Origin of the sequence: Saccharothrix syringae (assembly GCF_009498035.1) — a bacterium.
Lineage (GTDB): Bacteria > Actinomycetota > Actinomycetes > Mycobacteriales > Pseudonocardiaceae > Actinosynnema > Actinosynnema syringae.
In genome coordinates, this window is the sequence record NZ_CP034550.1 from 1928978 (window position 1) to 1953454 (window position 24477).

General features: G+C 75.0%; 20 protein-coding genes. 3 read left to right on the forward strand and 17 right to left on the reverse strand.

The window, feature by feature from the left end; translation table 11 throughout:
* Positions 1-153: 153 nt before the first annotated feature.
* The 11 genes from EKG83_RS09170 to EKG83_RS09220 form a co-directional block, all read right to left on the reverse strand.
* Positions 154-3360 (reverse strand): S8 family serine peptidase, encoded by a 3207-nt coding sequence (locus EKG83_RS09170; RefSeq protein WP_051766285.1) that lies wholly within the window; start codon positions 3358-3360, stop codon positions 154-156.
* A gap of 234 nt (positions 3361-3594) precedes the next feature.
* Positions 3595-6819, reverse strand: a complete 3225-nt coding sequence (locus tag EKG83_RS09175) for a S8 family serine peptidase (protein WP_084716708.1) — start codon at positions 6817-6819, stop codon at positions 3595-3597.
* 156 nt (positions 6820-6975) lie between these two features.
* Positions 6976-10206 carry a S8 family serine peptidase gene (locus tag EKG83_RS09180; protein ID WP_063741381.1) on the reverse strand — a complete coding sequence of 1077 codons (3231 nt, stop codon included), beginning with the start codon at positions 10204-10206 and terminating at the stop codon, positions 6976-6978.
* Positions 10207-10395: 189 nt separating this feature from the next.
* On the reverse strand, positions 10396-10863 hold the full coding sequence (locus tag EKG83_RS09185) for a hypothetical protein (protein ID WP_153277963.1): 468 nt from the start codon (positions 10861-10863) through the stop codon (positions 10396-10398).
* 65 nt (positions 10864-10928) lie between these two features.
* Complete coding sequence (locus EKG83_RS09190; RefSeq protein WP_033432582.1) at positions 10929-11270, reverse strand: hypothetical protein; 342 nt, start codon at positions 11268-11270, stop codon at positions 10929-10931.
* Positions 11267-12064, reverse strand: a complete 798-nt coding sequence (locus EKG83_RS09195) for a DUF692 domain-containing protein (RefSeq protein WP_033432583.1) — start codon at positions 12062-12064, stop codon at positions 11267-11269. The genes EKG83_RS09190 and EKG83_RS09195 overlap by 4 nt, the downstream gene beginning before the upstream one ends.
* Positions 12065-12568: 504 nt before the next feature.
* Positions 12569-13681: a TIGR04222 domain-containing membrane protein gene (locus EKG83_RS09200; RefSeq protein WP_084716710.1), complete on the reverse strand. Its 1113-nt coding sequence runs from the start codon at positions 13679-13681 to the stop codon at positions 12569-12571.
* A gap of 320 nt (positions 13682-14001) precedes the next feature.
* Complete coding sequence (locus EKG83_RS09205; RefSeq protein ID WP_033432586.1) at positions 14002-14919, reverse strand: TIGR04222 domain-containing membrane protein; 918 nt, start codon at positions 14917-14919, stop codon at positions 14002-14004.
* Positions 14920-15218: 299 nt separating this feature from the next.
* On the reverse strand, positions 15219-15656 hold the full coding sequence (gene msrB / locus EKG83_RS09210) for a peptide-methionine (R)-S-oxide reductase MsrB (RefSeq protein ID WP_033432587.1): 438 nt from the start codon (positions 15654-15656) through the stop codon (positions 15219-15221).
* 35 nt (positions 15657-15691) lie between these two features.
* Complete coding sequence (locus EKG83_RS09215) at positions 15692-16006, reverse strand: hypothetical protein (RefSeq protein WP_033432588.1); 315 nt, start codon at positions 16004-16006, stop codon at positions 15692-15694.
* A 21-nt stretch (positions 16007-16027) separates the two neighbouring features.
* Positions 16028-16975: an asparaginase gene (locus EKG83_RS09220; RefSeq protein ID WP_033432589.1), complete on the reverse strand. Its 948-nt coding sequence runs from the start codon at positions 16973-16975 to the stop codon at positions 16028-16030.
* 74 nt (positions 16976-17049) lie between these two features.
* Here EKG83_RS09220 and EKG83_RS09225 point away from each other — a divergent pair, with 74 nt between their 5' ends.
* Entirely contained in the window at positions 17050-17694 is a 645-nt protein-coding gene (locus EKG83_RS09225) for a GntR family transcriptional regulator (RefSeq protein WP_033432590.1), read from the forward strand.
* Positions 17695-17807: 113 nt separating this feature from the next.
* Positions 17808-18215, forward strand: coding sequence for a hypothetical protein (locus tag EKG83_RS09230; protein WP_033432591.1), 408 nt, complete (start codon positions 17808-17810; stop codon positions 18213-18215).
* A 47-nt stretch (positions 18216-18262) separates the two neighbouring features.
* Here the strand turns inward: EKG83_RS09230 and EKG83_RS09235 are convergent, their stop codons facing one another.
* Complete coding sequence (locus EKG83_RS09235) at positions 18263-19432, reverse strand: acyl-CoA dehydrogenase family protein (protein ID WP_033432592.1); 1170 nt, start codon at positions 19430-19432, stop codon at positions 18263-18265.
* 9 nt (positions 19433-19441) lie between these two features.
* Positions 19442-20593, reverse strand: coding sequence for an acyl-CoA dehydrogenase family protein (locus EKG83_RS09240; protein ID WP_033432593.1), 1152 nt, complete (start codon positions 20591-20593; stop codon positions 19442-19444).
* Positions 20594-20669: 76 nt separating this feature from the next.
* Between EKG83_RS09240 and EKG83_RS09245 the strand changes: the two genes are divergently transcribed.
* Positions 20670-21284 (forward strand): TetR family transcriptional regulator, encoded by a 615-nt coding sequence (locus EKG83_RS09245; RefSeq protein WP_033432594.1) that lies wholly within the window; start codon positions 20670-20672, stop codon positions 21282-21284.
* Here EKG83_RS09245 and EKG83_RS09250 read toward each other — a convergent pair.
* Genes EKG83_RS09250 through EKG83_RS09265 form a run of 4 tightly spaced genes read right to left on the reverse strand, consistent with a single transcriptional unit; the run spans position 21253 to position 24309 of the window.
* Positions 21253-21939, reverse strand: coding sequence for an ESX secretion-associated protein EspG (locus EKG83_RS09250; protein ID WP_051766288.1), 687 nt, complete (start codon positions 21937-21939; stop codon positions 21253-21255). The genes EKG83_RS09245 and EKG83_RS09250 overlap by 32 nt on opposite strands.
* Positions 21940-23253 (reverse strand): hypothetical protein, encoded by a 1314-nt coding sequence (locus EKG83_RS48940; protein ID WP_033432595.1) that lies wholly within the window; start codon positions 23251-23253, stop codon positions 21940-21942.
* 27 nt (positions 23254-23280) lie between these two features.
* Positions 23281-23835 (reverse strand): DUF3558 family protein, encoded by a 555-nt coding sequence (locus EKG83_RS09260; protein WP_051766289.1) that lies wholly within the window; start codon positions 23833-23835, stop codon positions 23281-23283.
* A gap of 18 nt (positions 23836-23853) precedes the next feature.
* The gene (locus EKG83_RS09265; RefSeq protein ID WP_033432596.1) at positions 23854-24309 is read right to left on the reverse strand and encodes a hypothetical protein; all 456 of its coding nucleotides are present in this window, start codon (positions 24307-24309) and stop codon (positions 23854-23856) included.
* Positions 24310-24477: the final 168 nt, after the last annotated feature.

Below are 24477 nucleotides of genomic sequence, written 5' to 3' on the forward strand. Positions count from 1 at the left end.
CCCCCAACGGCCCTCGACGCTAGCCACCCGTTCGGGGTGGGGGCAGCGTCCCTTCGAGGGGAGTTGCGCCACCCGAACGCACCACCGCGGTCGCTGTCCGCTTCGCCGGTTGAGACGGGGGCGTCCACTCCGGGGAGCGGACGCCCCCGCCCGTCACCTGATCTTGTAGGCGCGGATCACGGTGTGCCGGAAGGTGTTGCCCCTGCTGTCGGCGCCGCTCGCGCGCAGCGAGGCGTACCCGGCCGCGTTCGGGTTGCGGATCAGCGCGGCGCCGCCCGCGACGGGCACGGCCGCCCAGCTCCTGCCGTCGTCGAACGACACCTCGACCCGGAGCCGCCGGACCCGGCCGTTGTCGGCGCCCCCCTGCTGCCGCACGGTCAGCGGCACGCGGAGCAGGCGCCCGGCGGGCGTGCCGCCCGAGGCGTCGAGCGCGGGGGTGAACCGCACCACCGACAGCGGCAGCCGGCGCACCTGATCGCCGGGGACGGTGCCGGAGCGGAACGTCCAGGCCCCGTCGACCCGGGTGGCGAACTCGAACAGCGCCGGGTCCCGGACCACCTCCTGCTCCAGCCGGTAGTCGGCCGCGCCGGGCGGCACGGTGAACTCGCCGTACGGGTGGGCGGTCTCGCCGACCGGCTCGCCGTCGCGGTGCAGCGCGGTGCGGCCGGACCGGTAGACCGACGAGCCGAGGTTGTCGGCGGCGTCGTCGACCAGCGGCACCTGCGCCACCAGCCGGTCGCCCGCCCGGCCCAGGTAGACGTACGGCGAGTCGGGCAGGCCCGGGCCGAACACCGGGAAGCCGAACCGCTCGCGGTAGGTGCGCCCCGCGCGGTAGGTGCGCTCCGCCGACTGGTAGTCGACGACGGGACCGCTGGCGCCCCACTCCGTCTTCGTCCAGCGCCACGTGGTCCCGTCCACGTTGACGTGGTCGACCGCCCCGCCGCCCGGGGTGACCGGGAACAGCGCCGCCCAGCCGCCGGTGCCGCCCGCGACGAAGCCCACGCCGCCGTGCAGGTGCTCGGCGGCGGGGTCGCCCGGCCCGAACGACGTGCGCACCTCGGCCAGCTCGCGCTCGGCGGGCGCGCGGGTGAAGCCCGTGGGCGCCGCGCCGCGCTCGGCCCACCGGAACCGGTAGTTCTCCGGCGTCCCGCCGGCGGGTTCGGCGCGGAACTGGGCGCCGATCGCCGAGGTCAGCTCGTCGTCGGGCAGGCGCGGGCCGAGGTGGCCCACGGTCAGGTCGTCGGGGATGCCGCCCAGGTAGGCGTAGCCCATGGTCGTGGGCCGGCCGCCGAAGACGCGGATGACGTCCACGTCGGCGAGGACCCCGACGGCGCCCGGGTTCGGCGGGGTGACCCGGAAGGGCTTCGCGGCGCGGGCGTCGAAGGTGAACCTGGTGTGGTCGCGGTCGACGGTGAGGGCGGGCTGGAACAGCACCGAGGTCTGCTCGCCGTTGGCGATCACCGAGCGGGCGGTGTACTCGCCCCTGGGCAGGCGGACCGTGACGCTGCCGTCGGGGTCGCCCAGGAGCTCGTACGCGGGGTTGTCCAGGCCGAGCACCGTGCCGAAGTAGTCGGCGGCGGGCCTGCCCGCGGTGTCGACGTGCTCGAACACCACGTCGTAGCTCTCGGCCTCGCGGGTGACGGCCAGGGGCGTGCGCACCGGTCCGCCGACCACGGCGCCGGAGTACGCGCCGTCGAGGGTGCCGACCCTGGTGTCGGCGGTGACGGTCACCGCGGCCTCGCCGCCCGCCTGCACGGTGACTTGCGCCGGGGTGACGGTGAACAGGCCCGCGGGCGCGGGTTCGCCGTCCGGGCCCGCGGCCTCGACGGAGAGGTCGAGGGTGACCGGCTCGGTGCCGAGGTTGCGGTAGGTGACGCCCTTGGTGAGGGGGGTGTCGTCGTCGTGCGGCCACTGCTGCACGCCCAGGCCGGCGCTGGCCGGCTCGGAGACGACGGTGGCGGTGACGGCGCGGGCCAGGTCGACGCGCCCGGCGCCCTGGTCGAACGCGGTCAGCGCCGGGTTCGGTGCGGCCGAGGCCATCAGGGCGGCCTTGAGCTGCGCGCCGGTCCAGTCGGGGTGCTGCTGGGCGAGCAGGGCGGCGGCGCCGGCGACGTGTGGGGTGGCCATCGAGGTGCCGGACAGGGCCACGTGCCGGTCGTCGACCGGGGTGCCGAGGTTGCCCTGGGACGCCTTGGCCGCGGCGATGCCCACGCCGGGTGCGGTGATGTCGGGCTTGATGGCGCCGTCGCCGGTGCGGGGCCCGCGGCTGGAGAACGGGGCGATGCCGTCCTGCCGGTCGACCGCGCCCACGGTCAGGGCGGCGTCGGCGCTGCCCGGCGAGCCGATGGTGCCGGGGGAGCCGGAGTTGCCCGCGGCGATGACGAACAGCGCGCCGGTCTTGGCCGACAGGTCGTTGACGGCCTGCTCCAGCGGGTCGACCTGCGGCGTGTCGCGGCCGCCGAGGCTGAGGTTGACGACGTCGGCGCCCTGGTCGACGGCCCACTGGAGGCCGGCGAGGATCCAGGACTCCTGGCAGCCGCCGTCCCGGCAGACCTTGCCGTCGAGGATGGCCGCGCCCGGGGCGACGCCCCGGTACTTCGCGTCGTTGCTCGCGATCGTGGCGGCGACGTGCGTGCCGTGGCCGTCGTGGTCGACGTTGTCGGGCGCGTCGGTGAAGTTCTGCTCGGCGACCTCCCGGCCCTTGAGGTCGGGGTGCTCTCCGTCCACGCCGCCGTCGAGCACGGCGACCTTGACGCCCTCGCCGGTGTAGCCGGCTTCCCAGGCGGCGGGTGCGCCGATCTGGGCGGTGGAGCGGTCCAGGGTCGGGCGGCGGACGCCGTCGAGCCAGATCCTGGTCACGCCGGGGTCGGCGAGCAGGGCCCGGAACGCGGTGTTGGCCTCGGCCTTGGTCACCTGCGCGGCCGTCGCGCCCACGGCGGGCAGCGCCGTCGCCGCGCCGAGACCGGTGGCGGGCGTGCCGGTGACGATGAGCGGCACGGTGTCGCGGTGGGCGTCGTCGTAGCCCGCGTCGACCAGGCCGGTGACGTCGAACAGCCGCGGGTCCAGCCGGCCCTCGGCGACGGCGCGGGCCGCGTCCTGCGGCACGACGTGCAGCCCGCCGTCCCGGCGGAACGTCTGGAAGCCGATCCCCTCGCGGCCGGGGGCGGCGCGCAGCGCGTCGACCCCCGTACCGCCCAGCACGACCTGGTCACCCGTGATCAGGGTGACGGTGCGCTGCCCTGCGTCCGCCCGCGGCGGTGCCCCCGGTGCCGCGGTGGCCACCCCCGTGGCCGCGGTGGCGACGAGCCCGAGCGCCAGGGCGGCTCCCAGGGGCGCGCCACGCGTGCGTAATCCCAGCACAGATACCTCCCGAATCCGGTGGTGCGCGGTGAAGCGCGCGGTCGGAAGGCGCCGACCACTCGCGATGGCGGCGTGAACCGAAAGTGACGAAGCCCCCCTGCGCTTTCGACGCTATCCACCTGTCGGTGTCACGTCAGCGTCTCTTCGTGGGGTCTGACCACCCGATCGGCCCTGCGGTCGGTCACCGCGCGTTGAAGTGGGGCGTCCACTCCGGAGTGGACGCCCCACGACCGGTCAGCCGATCTTGTAGGCGTGGACCAGGGTCTGCTCGAAGGTGTTGCCCCCGCGGTCGGAGCCGCTGACCCGGAGCGAGGCGTACCCGGCGCCGGCGGGGTTGCGGACGAGCGCGGTGCGCCCGGCGACCGGCACCGCCGACCACGTCCTGCCGTCGTCGAACGACGCCTCCACGCGCAGCCGGTCGACCCGGCCGTTGGCCGCGCCCTCCTGCTGCTCGACCACCAGCGGCACCCGCAGCACCCGGCCCGCCGGCGCGGTGCCGGACGCGTCGAGCGCGGGGGCGAACCGGACGACGGTCAGCGGCAGCGGCGCGTAGCGGTCGCCCGGCGCGGTGTCCGAGCGGAACGTCCACGCGCCCCGGACCTGCGAGGTGAACTCCGAGACGCCCGGTGCGCGCACGGCCTCGGTCTCCACCCGGTACGTCGCTGCGCCCGGCGGCACGGTGGTCCGGACGCGACCCGGGTAGTCGGTCCGGCCGACCTCGACGCCGTCGCGCAGCAGCCGGGTGCGGGCGGAGGACACCAGCGACTGGCCGCCGTTGCCGCGGCCGTCGCCGAACAGCGGCAGCGAGAAGTCGACGGTGTCGCCGATCCGGGCCAGGTAGGGGAAGGGGGTGGCGGGCAGCGAGGGCCCGAACACCGGGTCGTTGAACCGCTCCCGGTAGGTCCTGCCCGGGCGCGGGGTCCGCACCGGCGAGTCGAGCACCGCCTGCGGCGCGTCACCGAGGACCTGGAGCGCCGACCACGCCCACCGCACGTCCGGGCCCGGGGTCGCGTAGTCGATCGCGCGGTCCTTCGCGTCGACCTCCCAGCCCAGGCCGCTGATGCCGCCGGCCAGCACCGGGAAGCCGGCGTGGCGGAAGGCGGTGCCCGCCGGGCCGGGCGCGAGCTCCGAGCGCACCTCGGCCAGCTCACGCCTGGCGGGCGCCCTGGTCAGGCCGGTGGGCACGCGGCCCCGGAACAGCCACGAGAACCGGTAGGTCACCGGGGTGGTGCCGACCGGGGTGCCGGTGGCCTGCTCGCCGAGCAGCGCCCCGAACCGGTCGGCGGGCAGCTCGGGGCCGAGGTGCCCGATCGACAGGCCGCCGATCCCGCCGGCGTAGCCGCTGCCGATGCCGAAGCTGGGCTGCCCGCCCTCGTAGCGGGTGAACAGCACGTCGCCCACCTGCGGCCGCGCCGCGGCGTCGGGGTAGGTGATCCGGACCGGCTCGGCGGTGCGGGCGTCCGCGGTGACGGTGGTCGGGCCGGTGACGCGCAGGCCCGGCTGGGCCAGCAGGGCCCACCGCCCGTCCGTGGGGATCTCGGTGACCAGGAAGTACTCGCCCACGGGCAGCCGGACCGCGGCGCGGCCCGCCTCGGGCTCCAGGAACGCGATCGTGCCGTTGTCCAGGCCCAGCAGCAGCCCGAACGGTTCGACCGCCGGGCGGCCCGCCGCGTCGACGAACTCGAAGGTCGCGTCGTAGCTCTCGACCTCGCGGTCGACGCCCAGCGGCACGCGCAGCCGGGTGCCGCCGCCGGAGGCGACGACCGCGCCGGAGTACGGGCCGTCGACCGCGCCGACCCTGGTGTCGGCGGTGACGGTCACCGCGGCCTCGCCGCCGGCGGGCACGGTGACCCGCGCCGGGCTGACGGTGAACAGGTCCGCGGGCGCGCCGCCGGGGCCCTCGGCGTCGACGGTCAGGTCGAGCGCCACCGGCGCGGTGCCGGGGTTGCGCAGGGTGAAGGTCTTGCTGACCGGGGTGTCGTCGTCGTGCGGCCACGGGTGCAGGCCCAGCGCCAGGCTCGGCGGGTCCGCGGTGACCGAGGCGGTCAGCGCCCGGCCCGAGTCGACCCGGCCCGCGCCCTGGTCGAACGCGGTCAGGGCGGGGTTGTGCGCGGCGGAGGCCATGAGCGCGGCCTTGAGCCGCGCGCCGGTCCAGTCGGGGTGCTGCTGGGCGAGCAGGGCGGCGGCGCCCGCCACGTGCGGGGTGGCCATGGACGTGCCGGACATGGCCACGTGGCCGTCGTCGACCGGGTCGCCCAGCACCCCCTCGGCGGCCTTGGCGGCGACGATGTCCACGCCGGGCGCGGTGATGTCCGGCTTCGGGCCGCCGTCGCCGAGGCGCGGGCCGCGGCTGGAGAAGGGCGCGATGCCGTCCTGCCGGTCCACCGCGCCGACGGTGAGCGCGGCGTCGGCGCTGCCCGGTGAGCCGATGGTGCCGGGGGAGCCGGAGTTGCCCGCGGCGACGACGAACAGCGCCCCGGTCTGCCGCGACAGCGTCTCCACGGCCTGCTCCAGCGGGTCGAGCCCCGGCGTGTCGGTGCCGCCCAGGCTCATGTTGACCACGTCGGCGCCCTGCTCGACCGCCCACTGCATGGCGGCGAGGATCCAGGAGTCCTGGCACATCCCGCTGCTCGCGCACACCTTGCCGTCCAGCAGCGCCGCGCCCGGGGCCACGCCCCGGTACTTCGCGTCGTTGCTCGCGATCGTGGCGGCGACGTGCGTACCGTGGCCGATCCGGTCGACGGCGTCGGGGTCGTCGGTGAAGTTGCGCTCGGCGGCCTCCCGGCCCCTGAGGTCGGGGTGGTCGGCGTCGACCCCCGTGTCGAGCACGGCGACCTTGACGCCCTCGCCGGTGTAGCCGGCCTGCCAGGCGGCGGGTGCGCCGATCTGGGCGGTGGAGCGGTCCAGGGCGGGGCGGCGGACGCCGTCGAGCCAGACCTTGGTGACGCCGGGGTCGGCGAGCAGGGCCTGGAACGTCGCGGCGGCCTCGGCCTTGGCCACCTGGGCGGCCGTGGCGCCCACGGCGGGCAGCGCCGTCGCCGCGCCGAGACCGGTGGCGGGCGTGCCGGTGACGATCAGCGGCACGGTGTCGCGGCGGGTGTCGTCGTAGCCCGCGTCGACCAGGCCGGTGACGTCGAACAGGCGCAGGTCCAGCCGGCCCGCCGCGAGCGGTCCGGCGACGTCGCGCGGGACGACGTGCAGCCGCCCGTCGCGCACGAACCGGTGGAACGCGAGCCGTTCGCGGCCGGGTCCGGGGACCACGGACCGCAGCGAGGTCCCGGCGACCACGACCCGGTCGCCGGTGATCAGGGTGACCTGGTGCGGTTGGGCTCCCGGGGTGGCGGGGACCGGTGGTGCGGGTTGTGGTGCGGCGCCCGCCCGCGGGGTGTTCACGAGGCTCGCGGCGAGCCCCAACACCAGCAGCGCGGCCCCCGTGGCACGCCTTCGTGATGCCGGCACAGATACCTCCCGAATCTGGTTGCGGCCGTCGGGAGGCGTGGTGCGGAAGGCGCCGACGCGCCCCCGACCACCTCGACGCTATCGACGCGCGGTGGTCGGGGGTGCGTCTTTCCGGTGCGCGGGCCCGCTGCCGGACGGAGCAGGGCCGTTGCGCGGTCAGGAGACCTTGTAGGCCCGGATCACGGTGTGCTCCAGGGTGTTGCCCGCGCTGTCGGTGGCCTTGACCCGCACCGAGCCGAACCCGGCCGCGTTCGGGTTGGCCACCTGCGCGGCGCCGCCCGACACCGGTGCCGCGGCCCACGTGGCGCCGTCGTCGAACGACACCTCCACGTCGATCCGCTCCACCCGGCCGCTGCTCGCGCCCTCCTGCTGCTGCACGGTCAGCGGCACCCGCAGCACCCCGCCGCGCGGCGCCGCGCCGGACGCGTCGAGCGCGGGCGTGAAGCGGACCACCGACAGCGGCAGCGGCACGGCCCGGTCACCGGCCGCCGTGCCCGAGCGGAACGTCCACGCCGCGCCGACCCGGGTGGCGAACTCCGACACGCCCGCCGCGCGCACCGCCTCGGTCTCCAGCCGGTACCCCGCCTCGCCCGCGGGCACCCGGAACAGCCCGTTGGCCGCGTACGGCGTGGCACCGACCTCGACGCCGTCGCGCAGCAGCCTCGTGCGGGCGGAGGCCACCGCCGAGTTGCCGCCGTTGCCCGACGCGTCGGCGAACAGCGGCACGTTGACGCTGATCTCGTCGCCCAGCCGCCACAGGTACGGCGACCGCGACTCGGGCAGCGCGGGCGAGAACACCGGGTCGTTGGCCCGTTCCGAGGCCCGCCCGCCGCGCGCGTAGGCGCGTTCCGGCGAGGCCAGCGTGGCCTCCACCGCGCCGTCCGGGCCGAACTGCAGGAAGCCCCACGACCAGCCCACGTCGGTGTTGACGCGGTTGACCGCCCGACCCGGCGCGGTCACGCCCGTGGTCCACGCCCAGCCGCCCACCCCGTTCGCGGTCGTGGGGTTGCCGCCGTAGCCGAACTCCCGGCCGGCCGGGCCGGGGCCGAACTCCGCGCGCACCTCGGCCAGGTCGGCCGCCGCGGGCGCGCGTTCGAACCCGGTGGGCAGCCGGCCCCGCTGGGCCCAGGCCAGCCGGTAGGACACCGGGGTGGTGCCGTCCGGCGTGCCGCGCAGCTGCGCGCCCAGCAGGGCGGTCAGCTCGTCGTCGGGCAGCGCCGGGCCGGAGTGCGCGATCGACACGTCCGGGCCGAAACCGCCGAGGAACGCGGTGCTCACGCCGGCCTGCCGGCCGCCGTGCCCGCGCACCAGCGTGACGTCGCCCAGCGCCTCCTCCGCGCCCTCGTCCGGGGCGGTGATCCGCAGCGGCCGGGCCGCGCGGGCGTCGAGCGTGACGGTGGTGTCGGCGGTGACGGCCAGCGAGGGGTGGGGCAGCAGCGCCAGCGCCGCGTCGCCGGTGACCACGTCGGAGTTGGTGAAGTACTCGCCCCTGGGCAGGCGCAGGGTGAACGAGCCGTCCGCGTCGAACGGGAAGGCGAACGTGTCGTTGTCCATGCCGATGATCGACGAGTAGTAGTCGTCGGCGGGCGCGCCGGTCGCGTCGACGTAGTCGAAGGTCACGTCGTAGCTCTCCACCTCGCGGTCCACGCTCAGCGCGGTCCGCAGCGGCGCCGGCCCGCCGGTGGCCACCACCGCCCCCGCGTACAGGCCGTCCGCCGCGGCGACGCGCGTGTCCGCGGTGACCGAGGCGGTGGCCTCGCCGCCCGCGGGCACGGTGAGCTTCGCCGGGGAGACGCCGAGCAGCCCGGCGGGCGGCGTGCCGCCGTCCGGCCCCTCGACCTCGGTGGTCAGGGCGAGCGTGACCGGCGTGGAGCCGCCGTTGCGGTAGGCGACGGTCCTGGTGACCGGGGTATCGTCGTCGTGCGGCCACCGCTGCAGGCCCAGGACCAGGCTCGCCGGTTCGGCGGTGACCGTGGTGGTGATGGCCGCGGCCACGTCCAGCCGGCCCGCGCCCTGGTCGAACGCGGTCAGCGCCGGGTTGTCGCGCGCCGACGCGATCAGCGCGGCCTTGAGCCGCGCGCCGGTCCAGTCCGGGTGCTGCTGGGCCAGCAGGGCGGCGGCGCCCGCCACGTGCGGGGTCGCCATCGACGTGCCGGACAGGGCCACGTGCCCCTCGTCGACGGGCGTGCCGACGGTGCCGCTGCCCGACCTGGCCGCGACGATGTCCACGCCCGGCGCGGTGAGGTCCGGCTTGACCGCGCCGTCGCCCACCCGAGGGCCGCGGCTGGAGAACGGGGCGATGCCGTCCTGCCGGTCCACCGCGCCCACGGTCAGCGCGGCGTCGGCGCTGCCCGGCGAGCTGATCGTCCCCGGCCGGGAGTTGTTGCCCGCCGCGATCACGAACAGCGTGCCGGTCCGCGCCGACAGCGTGTCGACCGCCTCCTCCAGCGGGTCCAGCTCGGGCGTGTCACCACCGCCCAGGCTCAGGTTCACCACGTCGGCGCCCTGGTCGGCCGCCCACTGCATGCCGGCCAGGATCGCCGACTCCTGGCAGCCCGCCGCCACGCACACCTTGCCGTCGAGCAGGTCCGCGTCCGGCGCCACACCCCGGTACCTCGGGCCGCTGCTGGCGATCGCGGCGGCGACGTGCGTGCCGTGGCCGACGCCGTCGGTGTTGTCCGGCTCGTCGGTGAAGTTCGCCGCGCCCACCACGTGACCGGCCAGGTCCGGGTGGTCGGCGTCCACGCCCGTGTCCAGCACGGCCACCTTCACGCCCTTGCCGGTCAGCCCGACCGCCCACGCGGTCGGCGCGCCCACCTGCGCGGTGGAGCGGTCCAGGGTCGGCCGGCGCACACCGTCCAGCCACACCCGGCGCACGCTCGCCCCCGACGCGAGCGTGCGCCAGGCGTCCGCCGCCTGGTCCTTGACCACCCGCGCGGCGAACGCGCCGACCGCGGGCAGGTCCCGACCGGCGCGCCACCCCGCCGCGGCGGGCGGGCGCTCCCCGACCAGGAGCAGCGGCACGTCGTCCCGGCGCGCGTCGTCGTAGCCGGCCTCGACCAGGCCGGTGACGTCGAACAACCGCGGGTCCAGCCGGCCCTCCGCGACCAGCCTGGCCGCGTCGCGCGGCACCACGTGCAGGTGACCGTCGCGCTCGTAGGAGTGGAACACCGCGTGCTCGCGGCCGGGGGCGGCGACCAGCGACCTCACCCGGTCGCCGGCCAGCACGACCCGGTCACCGGTGACGAGGGTGACGGCGTGGTACCCGGCTTGGTATCCGGTTTGGTGCGCGGTGGTGTTCCCGAGGGCGTGCGGTGCGGGTCCTGCCGCGGTGGCCGCGACCAGCGCGACCACCGGCGCGGCGCGGCGCCAACGTTTGCTCTTCAACTCGACCTCCCGTGGGATGCCGCGCGCGACGGTGAGCGCGGCCGGAAGGGCGTTGCTACCCGCGGAAGCGGCAGTAGTACCGGGAGTGACGTCGCCCTTGACGTCTCGACGGTAAGGCGGGGCCGGGGGTGCGGGCAGCCGCTGATTGGTCGGTTTCTTCTTGGCCGGTTCAGCCGAGTAAGCGGTTACCTAAGGGGCGGTCACTGATCCGTCGGGGCCAACTGAGATGCGTGCCTGCGGACCACCGGGTGGGCAGTTCGGACCGTTCGGGTAGGCCATTTCGGGTGTCAGCGCGATCTCGCGGTTCACCAGCACGGATCCGGATTGGTCTGCCAACGTCAGGCGTGCCGTCACCGGTCCGGCGGGCAGCCCCGGCACGGCCGCGAACCCGTTGCGGGCCCCGGTCGGCTCCGACCGCGCGCCGCACGAGTCGTCCGGACCCGTGCCGGTGCACGTGGTCTCGACGACCCGGCTCGACGGGTGCAGCGTCAGGGCCGGGGTTGCACAGGAACCGGCCCAGCAAACCTCGATCGCCGCACTCGTCGCCTCCCGGAGTTGGACGTCGACGGCGACACCGACCGGCGTGCCGATCGCGGTGCACTCGTGCTGGGAGCCGGCGCTCTGCGCACCGCACGCGGTGACCAGCAACAAAACCAAGGCCGCAGTGGGTCTGAGCATGTGTGGGAGACGGAGCGCGAGGGCCGTCGGGTTGCCCCGGGCCGTCAGGTTGCCCTGCGCCACCAACGCCGCTTCGGGGCCGCCAGCTCCCCGCGAGCTGTGGCCCACTCGGCGAACGCGGCCGCGTCCTCCCGGAACCGCGTGCCCACCCGCCGCGGCCGGGACGACGCGTACTCGTCGAACAGCGGCCGGAACCGCTCACCCAGCTCCGCGGCCACCTCCGGCCGCAACGAAGCCACGATGGCGCGGCGCTTGTTGAGCAATGCCCGCCGCTCCACCCGCACCCGCTCCGGGTCGAACCCGTCGGGCACCGGCCCGTCCGCGAGCAGGGCGTTGAGCAGATCCTCCTGAGCGGCGGCCAACCTCTCCCGCTGCGGCCGCGTCACCCCACCACCGCCCGGATCGCGGCCAACTCGGCGGCGAACTCCGCGTCGGCCGGGTAGTCGTCGTCCCGCTCCAGCAGCACACCCGGCGGGTCGACCCGCTCGCACAGCGCGGCGAGCACGTCGAGGACCGCCCGGGGGACCGCGTGGGCGTGCGTGTCGTGGTAGATCCCGTGGTGCTCGGCGCCACCCGCGACGTGCACGTAGGCCAGGTGCTCCAAGGGGATCTCGTCGAGGAAGCGGTCGACGTCGGTGCCGAGGTTGCGGGCGTTGGCGTAGAGGTTGGCGACGTCGACGAGGAGGCGGCACCCGGTCCGCTCCACCAGCTCGGCGAGGAACCGGCCCTCGGTCAGCTCCCCGCCGGGCCAGTCCAGCAGGGCGGCCACGTTCTCCAGGGCGAGCGGGACGGGGAGGTCCTGCTGGACGGCCTTGACGTTGGCGACCAGGACGTCGAGGGCGTCGCGGGTGCGGGGGAGGGGCATGAGGTGGCCCGAGTCCAGGCCGCCCGCGCGGACGAAGCAGACGTGGTCGCTGACCAGCGGGGCGTCCAGGGCCTCGGCCAGTTCGGCCAGGTGGGTGACGCGGTGGGCGTCCACGGGGTCCGCGCCGCCGAGGGAGAGGGAGACGGCGTGCGGGAGGACGGGCAGGCCGCGGTCGCGCAGGAGGAGGACGGATTCCGGGAGGTGGGCGGGGTGCAGGTTCTCGGCGACCACTTCGACGAAGTCGAGGTCGGGGAGGCGTTCGACGGTGAGGTCGATCTCGGGGCGCCAGCCGATGCCCACACCGAGCTTGTGCATGATTGGCCTCCTGAGCTGCGGGTTTGTAATTCGTCAAACACGATCGGGTGATGGATGTACGGAAACGGGGGGCAAATCACTCGGTTAGATCATGAAGGAACCCGCGCCGACCACCACACCACTCCCACCACCCCCACTGCGACCGCTGCACCACCCCGACCCCCACGACCACCCCACCCCTCACACCGCCACCGGCCCCACTCACCACGCCGCCCGCCACGCTCGCCCCGCTTGCCCCTGCGCCGCCCGCCCCCGCGCTGCCCGCCGCACCTGCCACGCCGGCCCTTGCGCCGCCCGCCACACCTGCGCCACCGGCCAGCCCTGCCCTGCCCGCCGCACCAGCCGTGCCCACGACGTCAGCCCTGCCCGCAACACCGGACCCGCCCGCCACGCCGGCCCTGCCCGCACCACTTGCCACGGCACCCCTGCCCACCGCGCCGGCCATGCCCACACCCGGCCGCCGCACCAGCCCCGGCCGCCGCCCCACCTCGCCCCGTGACGTGATCAGTCACCCCCACCGCCGCCACAACCCCCACCGCCGCAAGACGACCCACCGCCACACGACGACCCGCCGCTGTCCGACCCGCCACTCCCGCAACTGCTGCTCGAACAACTCCCGCACCCGCCACCGCAAGACGACCCCCCGCCGTCCCCACCGCGCCCACGCACCCGCCGCCGCAAAGTCCCGGCCGCGGCCTGCGTGATGCCCAGCACCTCCCACACCGCCCGCCGCCCGACGCGGCCCAGCAACCCGTGGCACGCCACCAGCGCCACCCGGTCCGCCGCCGCCAGCCCGCCGGCTGTCGCGTCCGAGCCACCCGAGCCACCCGCGATCCCGCCGGCCCGAGCCGACGACGCTTTCCGGCCCGCCGAACCCGAACCCGGCAGACCGCTCGCCCGGCGCTCGGCCTCCGCCGCCGCCAACCGCAGTCGCCGGGCCGCGGCCAGGCCGGCGCCGGTCAGCGGCCGCGCGGCGCGGCCGGTCACGACCCAGAAGACCAGCGCGACCGACAAACCCGCCCAGAACACCGCGAACGGCACGTCCAGCGCGATGTTGAGCACCAGCAGCACACCCACCGCCACCAGCAGGAACCGTCGCAGCAGGCGGATCGCCGCGCGTCGTCCCGGCGGGGTGAGGTAGCCGCGGGCGATCAGGTCCTGGCGCAGCGCCTGGGCTTCCGCGCTTCCCGCGACCGAGGTGATCACGTCGCCGAGGGACTGCGGCACCACGCGCAGCGCGCGCGTCTGCAACGGGCTCCACGTCCGGCCGGGCAGGTGCACGGCGCTGACCGCCCCGCCGCGCGAGATGCGCAGCGCCCCGGCCTCGACCAGCGACACCACGGCGACCTCCGCCGCGCGTCCCGGACCGGCCATCAGGAACGCCTGCTCCTCCGGTCGGGGCTCGGGTGCCGAAGCCCCGGGTCCCGTCGAACCCGCCGGAGCCGGGGTCCACGAAGTCGCCACCGCCATCGCCCTCCAACCCGCTGTCGCCGTCCAGGTACTGGCCGGTGAGCCGTCTGCTCGCGAACCACCCGCCGGTTGACGGTCACCCGTTGCTGTGACGCCAACACGAAAGGGCGACAACCCCGAAGCGGCCGCACCGGGGGAGCGGTGCATGAGACGGGTCCGGATGGGTGATCGGTTCCACCCGTTCGTCGTCGAACACCGCCGGCCGCGAGTGGTCGGGCGACGCCGGTCCCAACCGTGCCGACCCCTTGTGCGGCACGGGTGGGACCGGCGGTGCGCGCCAGGCCCCGGCGCGCGGTCAACCCGGCCGGGTCGACCTGGGGGCAGCTCCCGTGACCTGGGCGAACACCCGCACCGAACCACCCCCGGAGGAAAGCCCCCGCGCGGCCCCGGTCACCCGCTCGAGCCGCGGCACCACCGGCACCGCGACCACCGGCGCCACGCCGCACCACCACGGGAAGCCGGCCACCTCAACCGCCGCCACCGCCGCCGCAGCCGCCACCACCGCCGCCGCAGGACGACCCGCCGCCGCAAGACGAGCCACCACCACAAGACGAACCGCCGCTGCAAGACGAGCCGCCACCGCAGGACGACCCCACCGCCACAGGCCCCGACCTGACCCGAACGGGCCGGGGCGGGCGGGCCGCCGCGCGCAGCACGACGTCCGGGTGGGCGTCGAACCCCTTGAGGGCGACCGGCTCGGCCGCGCGGGCCGAGCCGGTCACCCCCCACCCCCTGGTGACCTCGCCTGCGCGAGCCAGTGACACCGCGGCGTCCCCGCGCGCGGTGAGCATCGGCGAAGGGACCTTCGCCGCGAAGAAGACCAGCACCCCGGTCGCGACCAGCGACAGCGTCAGCCACCCGACGGACGAGCCCACGCCCAGCTCGACCACCCAGCGCACCAGCCCCACCGCGAGCACCAGCACCGACGGCGCCACGCCGCGGCGGGCCGACGACCGCACCCGGTCGGGCTCCACCAGCAACCCGCGCTCGACGAGCCGGCGCCCGACCGCGCGCGGCGCCTCGGCACCCGCCACCTGCTCGAACAGCAGGTGCAGCGTCCGGTACCGGTAGCGCGTCACGTCCGCCAGCACGGCCTGGTCGACCGGGTGGTCGACGACGGGCCTGCCCGCGACCCGCACGGCCCCGTTGCGGGCGGGCACCAGCGCGCCGGTCTCCACCAGGCGCGCCACGGACGCCTCGACCACCCGTCGCGGTCCGCCGGTCAGGTAGGCGACGTCCAGCAGGTCGGGCACCTCGTCGGGGGCGCCTCCCCGCGTCCCCCGCAGGCGCGCCCGCACCACCGCCGCGAACACCAGCGCCAGGACCGCCGCGATCCAGTAAAGCTCCAGGAATCCGGGGCTCGACAGCCCCCACGGTTGCTCCACGGTCCACCCCCTGTGGGCCTCGGTGGAACCGGGTCCACCAGCCAGGAGGCAATCGTGTGCCCGGGAACACACACCATCAAGGGGGCTTTAGCAAGCCTTAGGGTTGACAATCTGCGCTTCCGCAATAGTACGGCCCCGCGGGTTCCGAACCCCTCGGCGGTCCGGAGCCCACGGGGCCGTCGTGGCGGATCAGGAGGACGAGGCGCCGTCCACGCCGCCGGAGCCCTCGCCGTCCGTGCCCTTGAACATGCGCATGATTCCTCCCAGTGCGGTTCTCTCCACCGTGCCGAGCTGGCCCCTCAGTCTGCTCGACCGCCGGGGTCCTCGACCAGACGCAAACTCACCGAGTTGATGCAGTAGCGCTGATCGGTGGGCGTGTTGTAGCCCTCACCCTCGAAAACGTGCCCCAGGTGGCTGTGGCACGTGGCGCACAACACCTCGGTGCGGACCATCCCGTAGGAGCGGTCCTCGCGGAGGATCACCGCGTCACCGGCACGGGGCGCGTAGAACGACGGCCAGCCGCAGTGCGAGTCGAACTTGGTGTCGCTGCGGAACAGCTCGGCCCCGCACGCGCGGCAGGAGTAGACGCCCTCGGTCTTGGTGTCGGTGTACTCGCCCGTCCACGCGGGTTCGGTGCCCGCCTCGCGCAGCACCGCGTACTCCTTGGGCGTCAGCACCTCGCGCCACTCGAGTTCGGAGCGAACCACCTTCGGGGTGGCGCCGACGACAGGTTCCATGTCCCCAAAACTAGTCGATGCCCGGCCGGAGGTGCTCAGCCGAACAGGACGGCGAGCAGGTCGCCGAGGTAGTACCAGACGCTGACGGCCACGCCCAGCAGGATCAGGCCCACCACGACCACCGCGGTGAGCCGGCGCAGCCCGCCCGCGCGGTTGGCGGAGTCGGCGAACTCGGCGACGCCCTCCAGCGAGCCCTCGACGGTGTAGTTGGACCGCTGCCGCTGCATGCGGTCCAGGTGCGCGGCGAACGCCCTGGTCTCGGGGTCCTCCGGGTCGAGGCCGATCAGCTCGTCCTCCAGCCAGTCCTCGGGCCGGTCGTCGGGGTGGTCGGCGGCTCGGGCACTGGCCATGCCGCCAGGGTAGTCGGTGGTTCAACCCGCGAGGGCCCGCGCGGGCCGAACCGCCCCGACCGGGCGACCGTGGCCCAGCACCGGGAACGTGGCCAGCTCGTCGGGCGCGTCGACGGCCAGCCTGCGCAGCGCGGCCACCACGACCACGGCCCGCGCGCGGCTGGAGCCGTCGGCGATCTTGCAGGCCACGGCCTCGCCGGTGGGCAGGCCGACGGCGTAGACGCCCTCGGCGCCGTCCTTGGCCACCGCGCCCGGCATGGCGCGCATGAGCTTGGTGACGTCGCGGTCGGTGCCGCCGACCCACTCCGGGTGGCGGGTCATCGCCCGGGCGACGCGGTGCTCGTGGGTGCCCTCGCCCGCGGTGGCGAGCGTGCTGAACGCCCTGGCCAGGCCCTTGAGGCTGATGCCGAACAGCGGCGCGCCGCAGCCGTCGACGCCCTCGGCGCCGATGGGTTCGCCCGCCAGCTCCTCCAGGGTGGCGCGGATGGCGGCCTGGAGCGGGTGGGCGGGGTCGAGGTAGTCGTGGGTGGACCAGCCGTTGACCGCGCAGGTGGCGAGCATGGCGGCGTGCTTGCCCGAGCAGTTCATGTAGAGCGGGGCGGCGCCGCGGCCGGCGGCGAAGTGGTCCCTGAGGGCCTGCTCGCCGATGGGCAGGCCGGGGGTGCACTGGAGGGCGGTCTCGTCGAGGCCGTGCGCGCGCAGGACGCGGCGCACGCCCTCGACGTGGAAGTCCTCGCCGGAGTGGCTGGCGCAGGCCAGGGCGAGCAGTTCGCCGTCGAGGTCGAGGCCGTGCCGGAGCATGGCCAGCGCCTGCACGGGCTTGTTGGACGAGCGCGGGTAGGTCGTGTCGTGGGGGCGGCCCACGGTCAGCGCCTCGCGGCCGTCGCGGTCCAGGGCGATGACCGAGCCGTGGTGCACGGATTCCAGGAACCCGCCCCGCCAGACCTCGGCGACCAGCTCGTGCGCCATGCGTCCCTCCCGGATCTCGCTGCCAACTGTCGACAGTTAACATGGCGTCGGGCGACCTGCGCTAGGAGACGTTGATGACACCTCCCCTGCACCTCAGCCTGGCCGGTCAGGCCGTGGAGGTGCTCCGCGAGCTGGTGCTGACCGGCGAGATCCCGCCCGGCACGCGGCTCAACGAGGTCGAGCTGGCCCAGCGCCTGGGCATCTCGCGCGGGCCGCTGCGCGAGGCGATCCGGCACCTGGCGTCCGAGGGGCTGCTGGTGCTGGTGCCGCACCGGGGCGCGTCCGTGCCCACCGCCGACGCGGCCGAGGTGCAGGCCCTGTTCGAGCTGCGCACGGCGCTGGAGTGCGCGGCGGCGCAGCTCGCGGCGTCGCGCCGGACCGAGGCCGACGTGGTGCGGCTGCGGGCGGTGTGCGAGGAGTCGCGCCGGGCCAACGCGCTCGGGCAGCGCTTCCCCTACCGGCTGGACCTGGCGTTCCACCAGGCGCTGCTGGACGCGGCCCGCAGCCCGCGCATCGCCGAGCAGGTGCGGTTGGTGCAGCAGCGGGTGGTGCTGCTGCGCAGCGCGCTGCGCGACGACCCGCCGCACCAGCACGCCTCGCTGGACGACCACGACGCGCTGGTCGCGGCCGTGGCGGCGGGGGAGCCGGAGCGGGCGTCGGAGGTGATGCGCAAGCACCTCGCGCGGGTGTGCGCGCAGATGCTGACCGGCCTGGGCTGAGGGGCGCGCACCCCGCACAGGGGGCGCACAGGCGGCTCATCCCCGGCGCACAGGCCGGGTGGCGACGCTGGCCGGTGTTCGCGGACCGGCCGCGGACCAGTCGAGGAGTCGCCATGAACACCGATCACCCGCCGCAGCAGGCCGTCTGGGGCGCACCCGGGCCGGCCGACGGGACCGCGGCACCGGGGAAGCCTTGGCCGCGCGGCCGGAACGCGCTGGTGGCGGGGGCGCTGGGGATCGCGGTCGCGAGCGGCCTGGCCGGGTTCGGGGTGGGGATCGCCACCGGGAGCGGGGGCACGGCCGTGGAGGACGGGACGGGTTCCGGCGGGCCGCCCGGGGGTGGGTACGGCCGGTTCGGCACACCGCCCGATGGCCGGTTCGGCACGCCGCCCGACTTCGGGGACGGCACCCAACCGGACGCCGGCACCGGGTCCGACGACGGCACAGGCACAGGCACGGGCACGGGCACCGAGTCCGACACCGGCACCGACACCGGCACCGGCGAGGCGTCGTCGACCTGACCCGCCCGTGCCCGCGGCGATCCCCGCCGCGGGCACGGGGGCGGGGGTCAGCCCAGGCTGCCGGTCACCTTCGCGTGCCCCTTGAGCAGGTTGCGCGCGATCGTGCGGCGCTGGATCTCGTCCGTGCCCTCGTAGATGCGCAGCAGCCGCAGCTCGCGGTACCAGCGCTCGACCGGCAGCTCCCGCGTGTACCCCATGCCGCCGTGGATCTGGAGCACCCGGTCGACGATCTCGTTGGCCTTGATGCCGCCGTACAGCTTGGCCATGCTCTGCGCGTGCCGGGAGTCCACGCCCTGGTCCACCAGCCACGCCGCGTGCAGCACGAGCCACCGCAGCGCCTCGATCTCCACGGCCGAGTCGGCGATCATCCACTGGATCGCCTGGTAGGACGCGATGGGCTGGCCGAACGTCACCCGGTTGTTCGCCTGCTCCAGCGCCATCTCCACCAGCCGCTCGCAGGAGCCGATGGCCCGCGCGGGCAGCAGGTAGCGGCCCTGGCCGATCCACTGCATGGCCAGGTGGAAGCCCTTGCCGACCTCGCCGAGGACGTTCTCCTCGGGCACGCGCACGTTGTCGAACACCAGCGCTGCCGGGCCCCACTGGCCCATGGTCTGGATGGGCTCGGACTTCCAGCCCATGTCCCGGTCGACCAGGAAGCACGTGACGCCGCCGTCCGCGCCCTTCTCCCGGTCGGTCACCGCGAACACCATCACGAAGTCGGCCTCGTTGCCCTGCGTGATGAACGTCTTCTCGCCGTTGATCACCCAGTCGCCGCCTTCCTTGCGGGCGGAGGTGCGGATGGCCTTGGCGTCGGAGCCCGCGCCCGGTTCGGTGATCGCGAAGCACGAGATCCGCTCGCCGGAGATGGTGGGCAGCAGGTAGCGCTGCTTCTGCTCCTCGTTGCCGTGGAACAGGATGTTGTCCGCGTAGCCGCCGAACCGGAACGGCACGAAGCTGCGGCCCAGCTCGGCCTCCACCAGCGCGGCCATCACCGCGCTCAGGCCCATGCCGCCGTACTCCTGCGGCGTCAGGGTGCCGAAGAAGCCCGCGGCCTTGGCCTTGTCCTGGAGCTCCTTGAGCTCGTCCCGGGTCAGGCCCGGCTGCCCGAGGCGTTCCCGGCGCAGCACCTCCTGCTCCAGGGGCGCCACCTCCCGGCGGACGAACGTCCGCACCCAGTCGCGGATCTCCCGCTGCTCCCCGTCGAGCCCGAAATCCATGCCGTCCTCCTACGCGAACGCGTTGATGCCGGTCAGCGCCCGGCCGATGAGCAGTTTCTGGATCTGGCTGGTGCCCTCGTAGAGGGTCGTGACCCGGGTGTCGCGCAAGTACTTGCCCACCGGGTACTCGTCGACGTAGCCGTAGCCGCCGAAGACCTGGATGGCGTTGTTGGCCACCCGGACGGCCGCCTCGCTGGCGTAGAGCTTGGCCATGGACGCCTCCGTGCCGAACGGCTCGCCGCGGTCGGCCAGGTCGGCGCACCGCCAGGTGAGCAGGCGGGCGGCGTCGGTCTCCACGGCCATGTCCGCCAGCAGCTCCTGCACGAGCTGGAAGCCCGCGATGGGCTTGCCGAACTGCTCGCGCTGCTTGGCGTAGCCCAGGGCGGCCTCCAGCGCGCCGCGCGCGGCGCCCACGCACCCCGCGGCCACGGACATGCGGCCGCGGTCCAGGGCCGCCATGGCGATCCGGAAGCCGGTGCCCTCCTCGCCGAGCCGGTGCCCGTCGGGGACGCGGACGCCGTCGAGGCCCAGCTCGGCGGTGGCCTGACCGCGCATGCCCAGCTTGCCGCGGATCTCGGTGGCGGTGAAGCCGGGCGAGTCGGTCGGCACGAGGAACGCGGTGATGCCCCTCGGGCCGGGACCGCCCGTCCGGGCGAAGACCAGGGCGACGTCGGCCCACGTGCCGTTGGTGATGAACACCTTGCGGCCGGTGATCACCCAGTCGTCGCCGTCCCGGACCGCCCTGGTGGCCAGCGAGGCCGCGTCCGAGCCCGTGCCGGGTTCGGTGAGGCCGAAGCAGCCCAGCAGGCGGCCCGCGCACAGGCCGGGCAGCCAGCGCTCCCGCTGGGCGTCGGTGCCGTGCCCGGCGATGGTCTTGGCGACCAGGCCGAGGGAGACCGAGATGATCCCGCGCACGGCCGAGTCGCCGCGCGCGACCTCCTCCAGGACCAGGCAGTACGCCAGGTTGTCGCCGCCCGAGCCGCCGTGCTCCTCGGCGACGCCCAGGCCCAGGAAACCCACCTCGCCGAGCGCGGGCACGAGGTCGCGGTCGATCGCCTCGTCGCGGTCCCAGCGCGCCGCGTGCGGGACGATCCGCTCCTCGGTGAACCGGTGGGCCAGCTCCCTCAGCTGCCGGTGCTCGTCGGAGATGCGCAGATCCACCCCGGTGTCCTCCTAACCGAACGCTGTTAGGTTATCTAACCTAGGCGCGGACCAGACCCGCGGGCAAGGGAGCGACATGCCGAGGAACCCGATCCTGAGCGCCTCGCGCATCCGGGCCGCCGCCCTCCACATCATCGACCGGGACGGGCTGGACGGCCTCTCGATGCGCAAACTGGCCTCCGAGCTGGGCGTGCAGGCGGCCTCGCTGTACGGGCACGTGAGCACCAAGGACGACCTGCTGCACGAGGTCGCGGCCGAGATCCTGGAGAAGGTCGACGTGTCCGGCTTCGAGGGCGGCGACTGGTGCAGCGGCCTGCGCAGCGCGGCGCGGTCCTACCGGGCGGCGCTGGCCCAGCACCCCAACATCGTGCCGTTCCTGGCCTACGGGCCCGCGCACCGCGAGGCGTCCCTGCGCAGGCTGGACGTCGTGCACGGCGGCCTGGTGGCCGGCGGCTGGTCGCGGCGCGAGGCCACCATGATCGCGGCGGGCCTGATGTACCTGGTGTTCGGCGCGGCCCTGTCGTCGTTCTCCAGCGGCTTCTCCGAGGACCAGGCCCTCTACCGGGACCGGTACCCGAACCTGGACAAGGCCCACCTGCTGCCCGGCGTGGCGCAGGAGCTGGACCACGACAGCTTCGAGCTGACCCTGGACGCGTTCGTCACCGGGCTGGTGGCGCGAGCGCCCGGCTGAGCCGGCGCACCAGCGCGGCGGGGTCGGCGGGCGCGACGGTGAGCCAGTCGGTGCCGACGCTCGCGTACCGGCCGCGCGGGGTGTCGATCCAGGTCACCGCCTGCCCGGACGGCCGGGCGGTGAGGTGGCCGGTGCCCGTGACCGGGCCGGCGAGCATCCGCTGGAGCGCCCGCACGTCGTCGTGCGCGCTGGTCCGATGCTGCTCCTGGAGGGCGGACGCCGGCACGGTGACCGCCCGACCCGGCCCCGGCGGCCGCGGCGGCAGCACGCCCACCGCGGCCTGCGCCGGGCTCACCTCGCGCAGCAGGTCGAGCCGCACGCCGTCGTCCTGCTGGACGGCCACCACCACCCGCCTGCCGCGGGCGGCGACCAGGGCGCGCAGCAGCCCGCCCCGGTCCGGCAGGCCCAGGACGGTGATGGACGTACCGGGGTTGGCCAGCAGGCGCAGGGCGTCTTCCAGCTCCGGTTCGGGGCGTTGGCGGTGGGCCAGGCCGCGGCGTTCGAGGTCGGCGTGGACGTCGGCCTTGAGGCGGGCGCGTTCGGGCAGGGTGGCGCCGTGGGTGGGGATGTCGAACGGGTAGGGGATCGGGCCGGTGCGCAGGTCCTCCCAGAGGACTTCGAACTCGGGCAGGGACAGGGTCGCGGAGGTGTTCATCTACTCGCCGATGGTGGGTGGTGCGACGAGGCGGTTGTCGTCGAAGTAGTCGTCGGTCGGGATCAGGTACTTGGCCTTGTGCTCCTGGTCCTCGGCGCCCTGACCGGCTCCCGCGCCCGTCGCGGCGGGGGTGCCGGGGGTGTTCGTCGGGCCGCGTCCGCCCTGACCTGCCGGTCCGCCCTGGCGGGGGGTGCCCGCGGGGCCGTTGGGGCCGTTCGGGCCTTGAGGGCTGTTGGGGTTGTTGGGGCTGTTGGGACCGAAGCCGGACTGGCCACCGCCGCCGAGGGGCCCGAACCCGCCCGGCGCACCGCCGCGCCCGCCCGTGCCCGGCATCGTGGGCACGCCGGGACGCCCGCCGCCTCCCGGACCGCCTCCTGCACGCGGCCCTCCACCGGGACCACGCCCGGGCGGGTTGTTCCCACCGCCGGGAGGCCGGAGCCCCGGGGGCGGCGGCACGGGCCTGCGCGGCGGCGCGGTCGGTCCGCTGCCGGGCGGCCTGGTGCCGGGTGGCGCGAGCCACGGGGGTTGCGTCGGGGGTGCGGACGGGGGTGGTTGCGGCAGGGTGACCGGGGGCGTGGCGGACGGCGGGGGAAGGGTCGGCGGCGCGGTCCACGAGGGTGTGGTCGTGCCGCTGGGGTCGGTCCGCCCCGTGTTCGGCGTCTCCGTCGAGCCGGACCGCGTGCCCGGGTCGACGGTGTGCGTGGAGGTCGAGGAGGTCTGGCTGGTGCTGGTGGCCGTGCCCTGGTCCCGGGTGACGGTCGGGGTCTCGGCGAACGCGGGCATCGACGAGGTCGCCGAGCGCATCGCGTCGTCCCGGGCCTGCATCACCCGCACGGCCTCGGCCTTGGCCTCCTCGGACTCGGCCTTCCGCAGGGGCATCGTCACCGGCAGCGCGGCCAGCTCGACCAGGCTGCCGCTGGAGATCGCGTCGGTGAACATCTTCTTCGGGTCGTAGTCGACCGGGTCGGGCATCCGGCTCTTCGCCTCGGCCGCGGCGGTCGTCTGGTCGTGCAGGGCGGTGCCGGTGGCGGTGAAGTGGTCGCCGGTCAGGTCGCTGAAGTCGCCGACCTTGGCCAGCGCGGTGCGGACGCCCTCCCCGGCGCTGCCCGTCCAGCCCGACTCCGAGCCGCTGACGATGACCCGGAAGTCGACGGCGAGCTGGGTGAAGGTCTCGCCGATGGACTTCCACTCCTCGGCGATCTCCCCCGCGGCGCCGGGGTTGAAGTTCTCCTCGACCTGCCGCTTCATGTCCGCGTGCTGGTACGCGGGGTAGTTCGCGGTCGGCTCGGGCACCGGTGGCTTCTCGTGGGTCACGTCATCCCCCGTCGGGACGTGGGCGGGTCAGGGCAGCTTGGGCGCGATCAACTCGGCGGCGTCGGTCGCCCGCTTGCACGCCGCTGCGGTGTCGGTGGAGCTGGCGGTGAGGTTGGCGATCACCTGCACGCTGGACGAGTCGGAGACCTCGATCACCACGTGGCAGATGTTCTGGGCGCCGGCGTGCGCTTCGACCAGGATCGCGTCGCGATCGCCCGCCTTGGTGGGGGAGGTCTTCTCGCCTTCGTAGTTGAGGTCCGCGAAGCCCTGCGTCGGGTTGACCGCGGCGAGCAGGCCGCCGTTCCCGCTGACGTTCCAGCGGCACGCCTCGGCGCCGCCGACCCGGTCCGCCTCGCCGGGGTTCGACAGTCCCAGCCGGGTCACTTCACCGCTGGTCAGCAGGTCGCAGGGCTTGAGGTCGGCGAGGGCGTCGCCACCGCCGACCGTGCTGCCCGTGGTCGAGGTGGTCGTGCCACCGCTGTTCGGCGCGGGCGTCGGCGTGCCGGAAGCCCCGTTGCCCGAGCACGCCGCGGCGGCCAGCAGGGCGAGGGCGATCGGGAGACGGGTGAGTGCGCGGTTCATCGGGGGTGCGTCGTCCTGTCAGAGGTTGTTGAGCGTCTGCGACTTGGCTTCGTCGGTGTTCTGGTAGGAGTTCCGGCTCTTCTCGATCTGGTCCTTCAGGTCCGTGATCGCCTTGACCATCTCCGGGATGATGTCGCCGACGACCTGCCGACCGAGTTGCGCGTTCACGTCACCGACTTCCTCCGCGTACCCGAGACCGATGGGGGTCCGGGTGACCAGGAAGTCCGCGCGTTGCTGGACCGCGTCCAGCGCGTCCTGCATCTCGGTGAGCTTGCGCAGCATCGAGTCGACCGCGTGGGGGTCCACCGACAGCGCCTGCGCCTCGCTCGCGGCCACCACCGCCCTGGTCGCGGCGACGATGTTGCCCAACCCCGTGGCGAACAGCCCGGCCAGGCCGCCACCGCCCTGCTGCTGGTACTGCTCCACGGCGTACTGGCCCACGTCCCCCGTCGGCCCCTTGTCCGCACCGGTCACAGCACAAACCTCCCCGATTGCGCTATGTAGTCGGCTCAGGACTGTAGCGAAGCGCGGGCCAGTAGGGCGCAGGTCCGACCACTTGCATACGAAAGGGTTAAATCCCCAAACCACATCGCCAAAACACGCTCACGTTGTGCCTGTCCGAACCGGAAACCGCGCCGATCG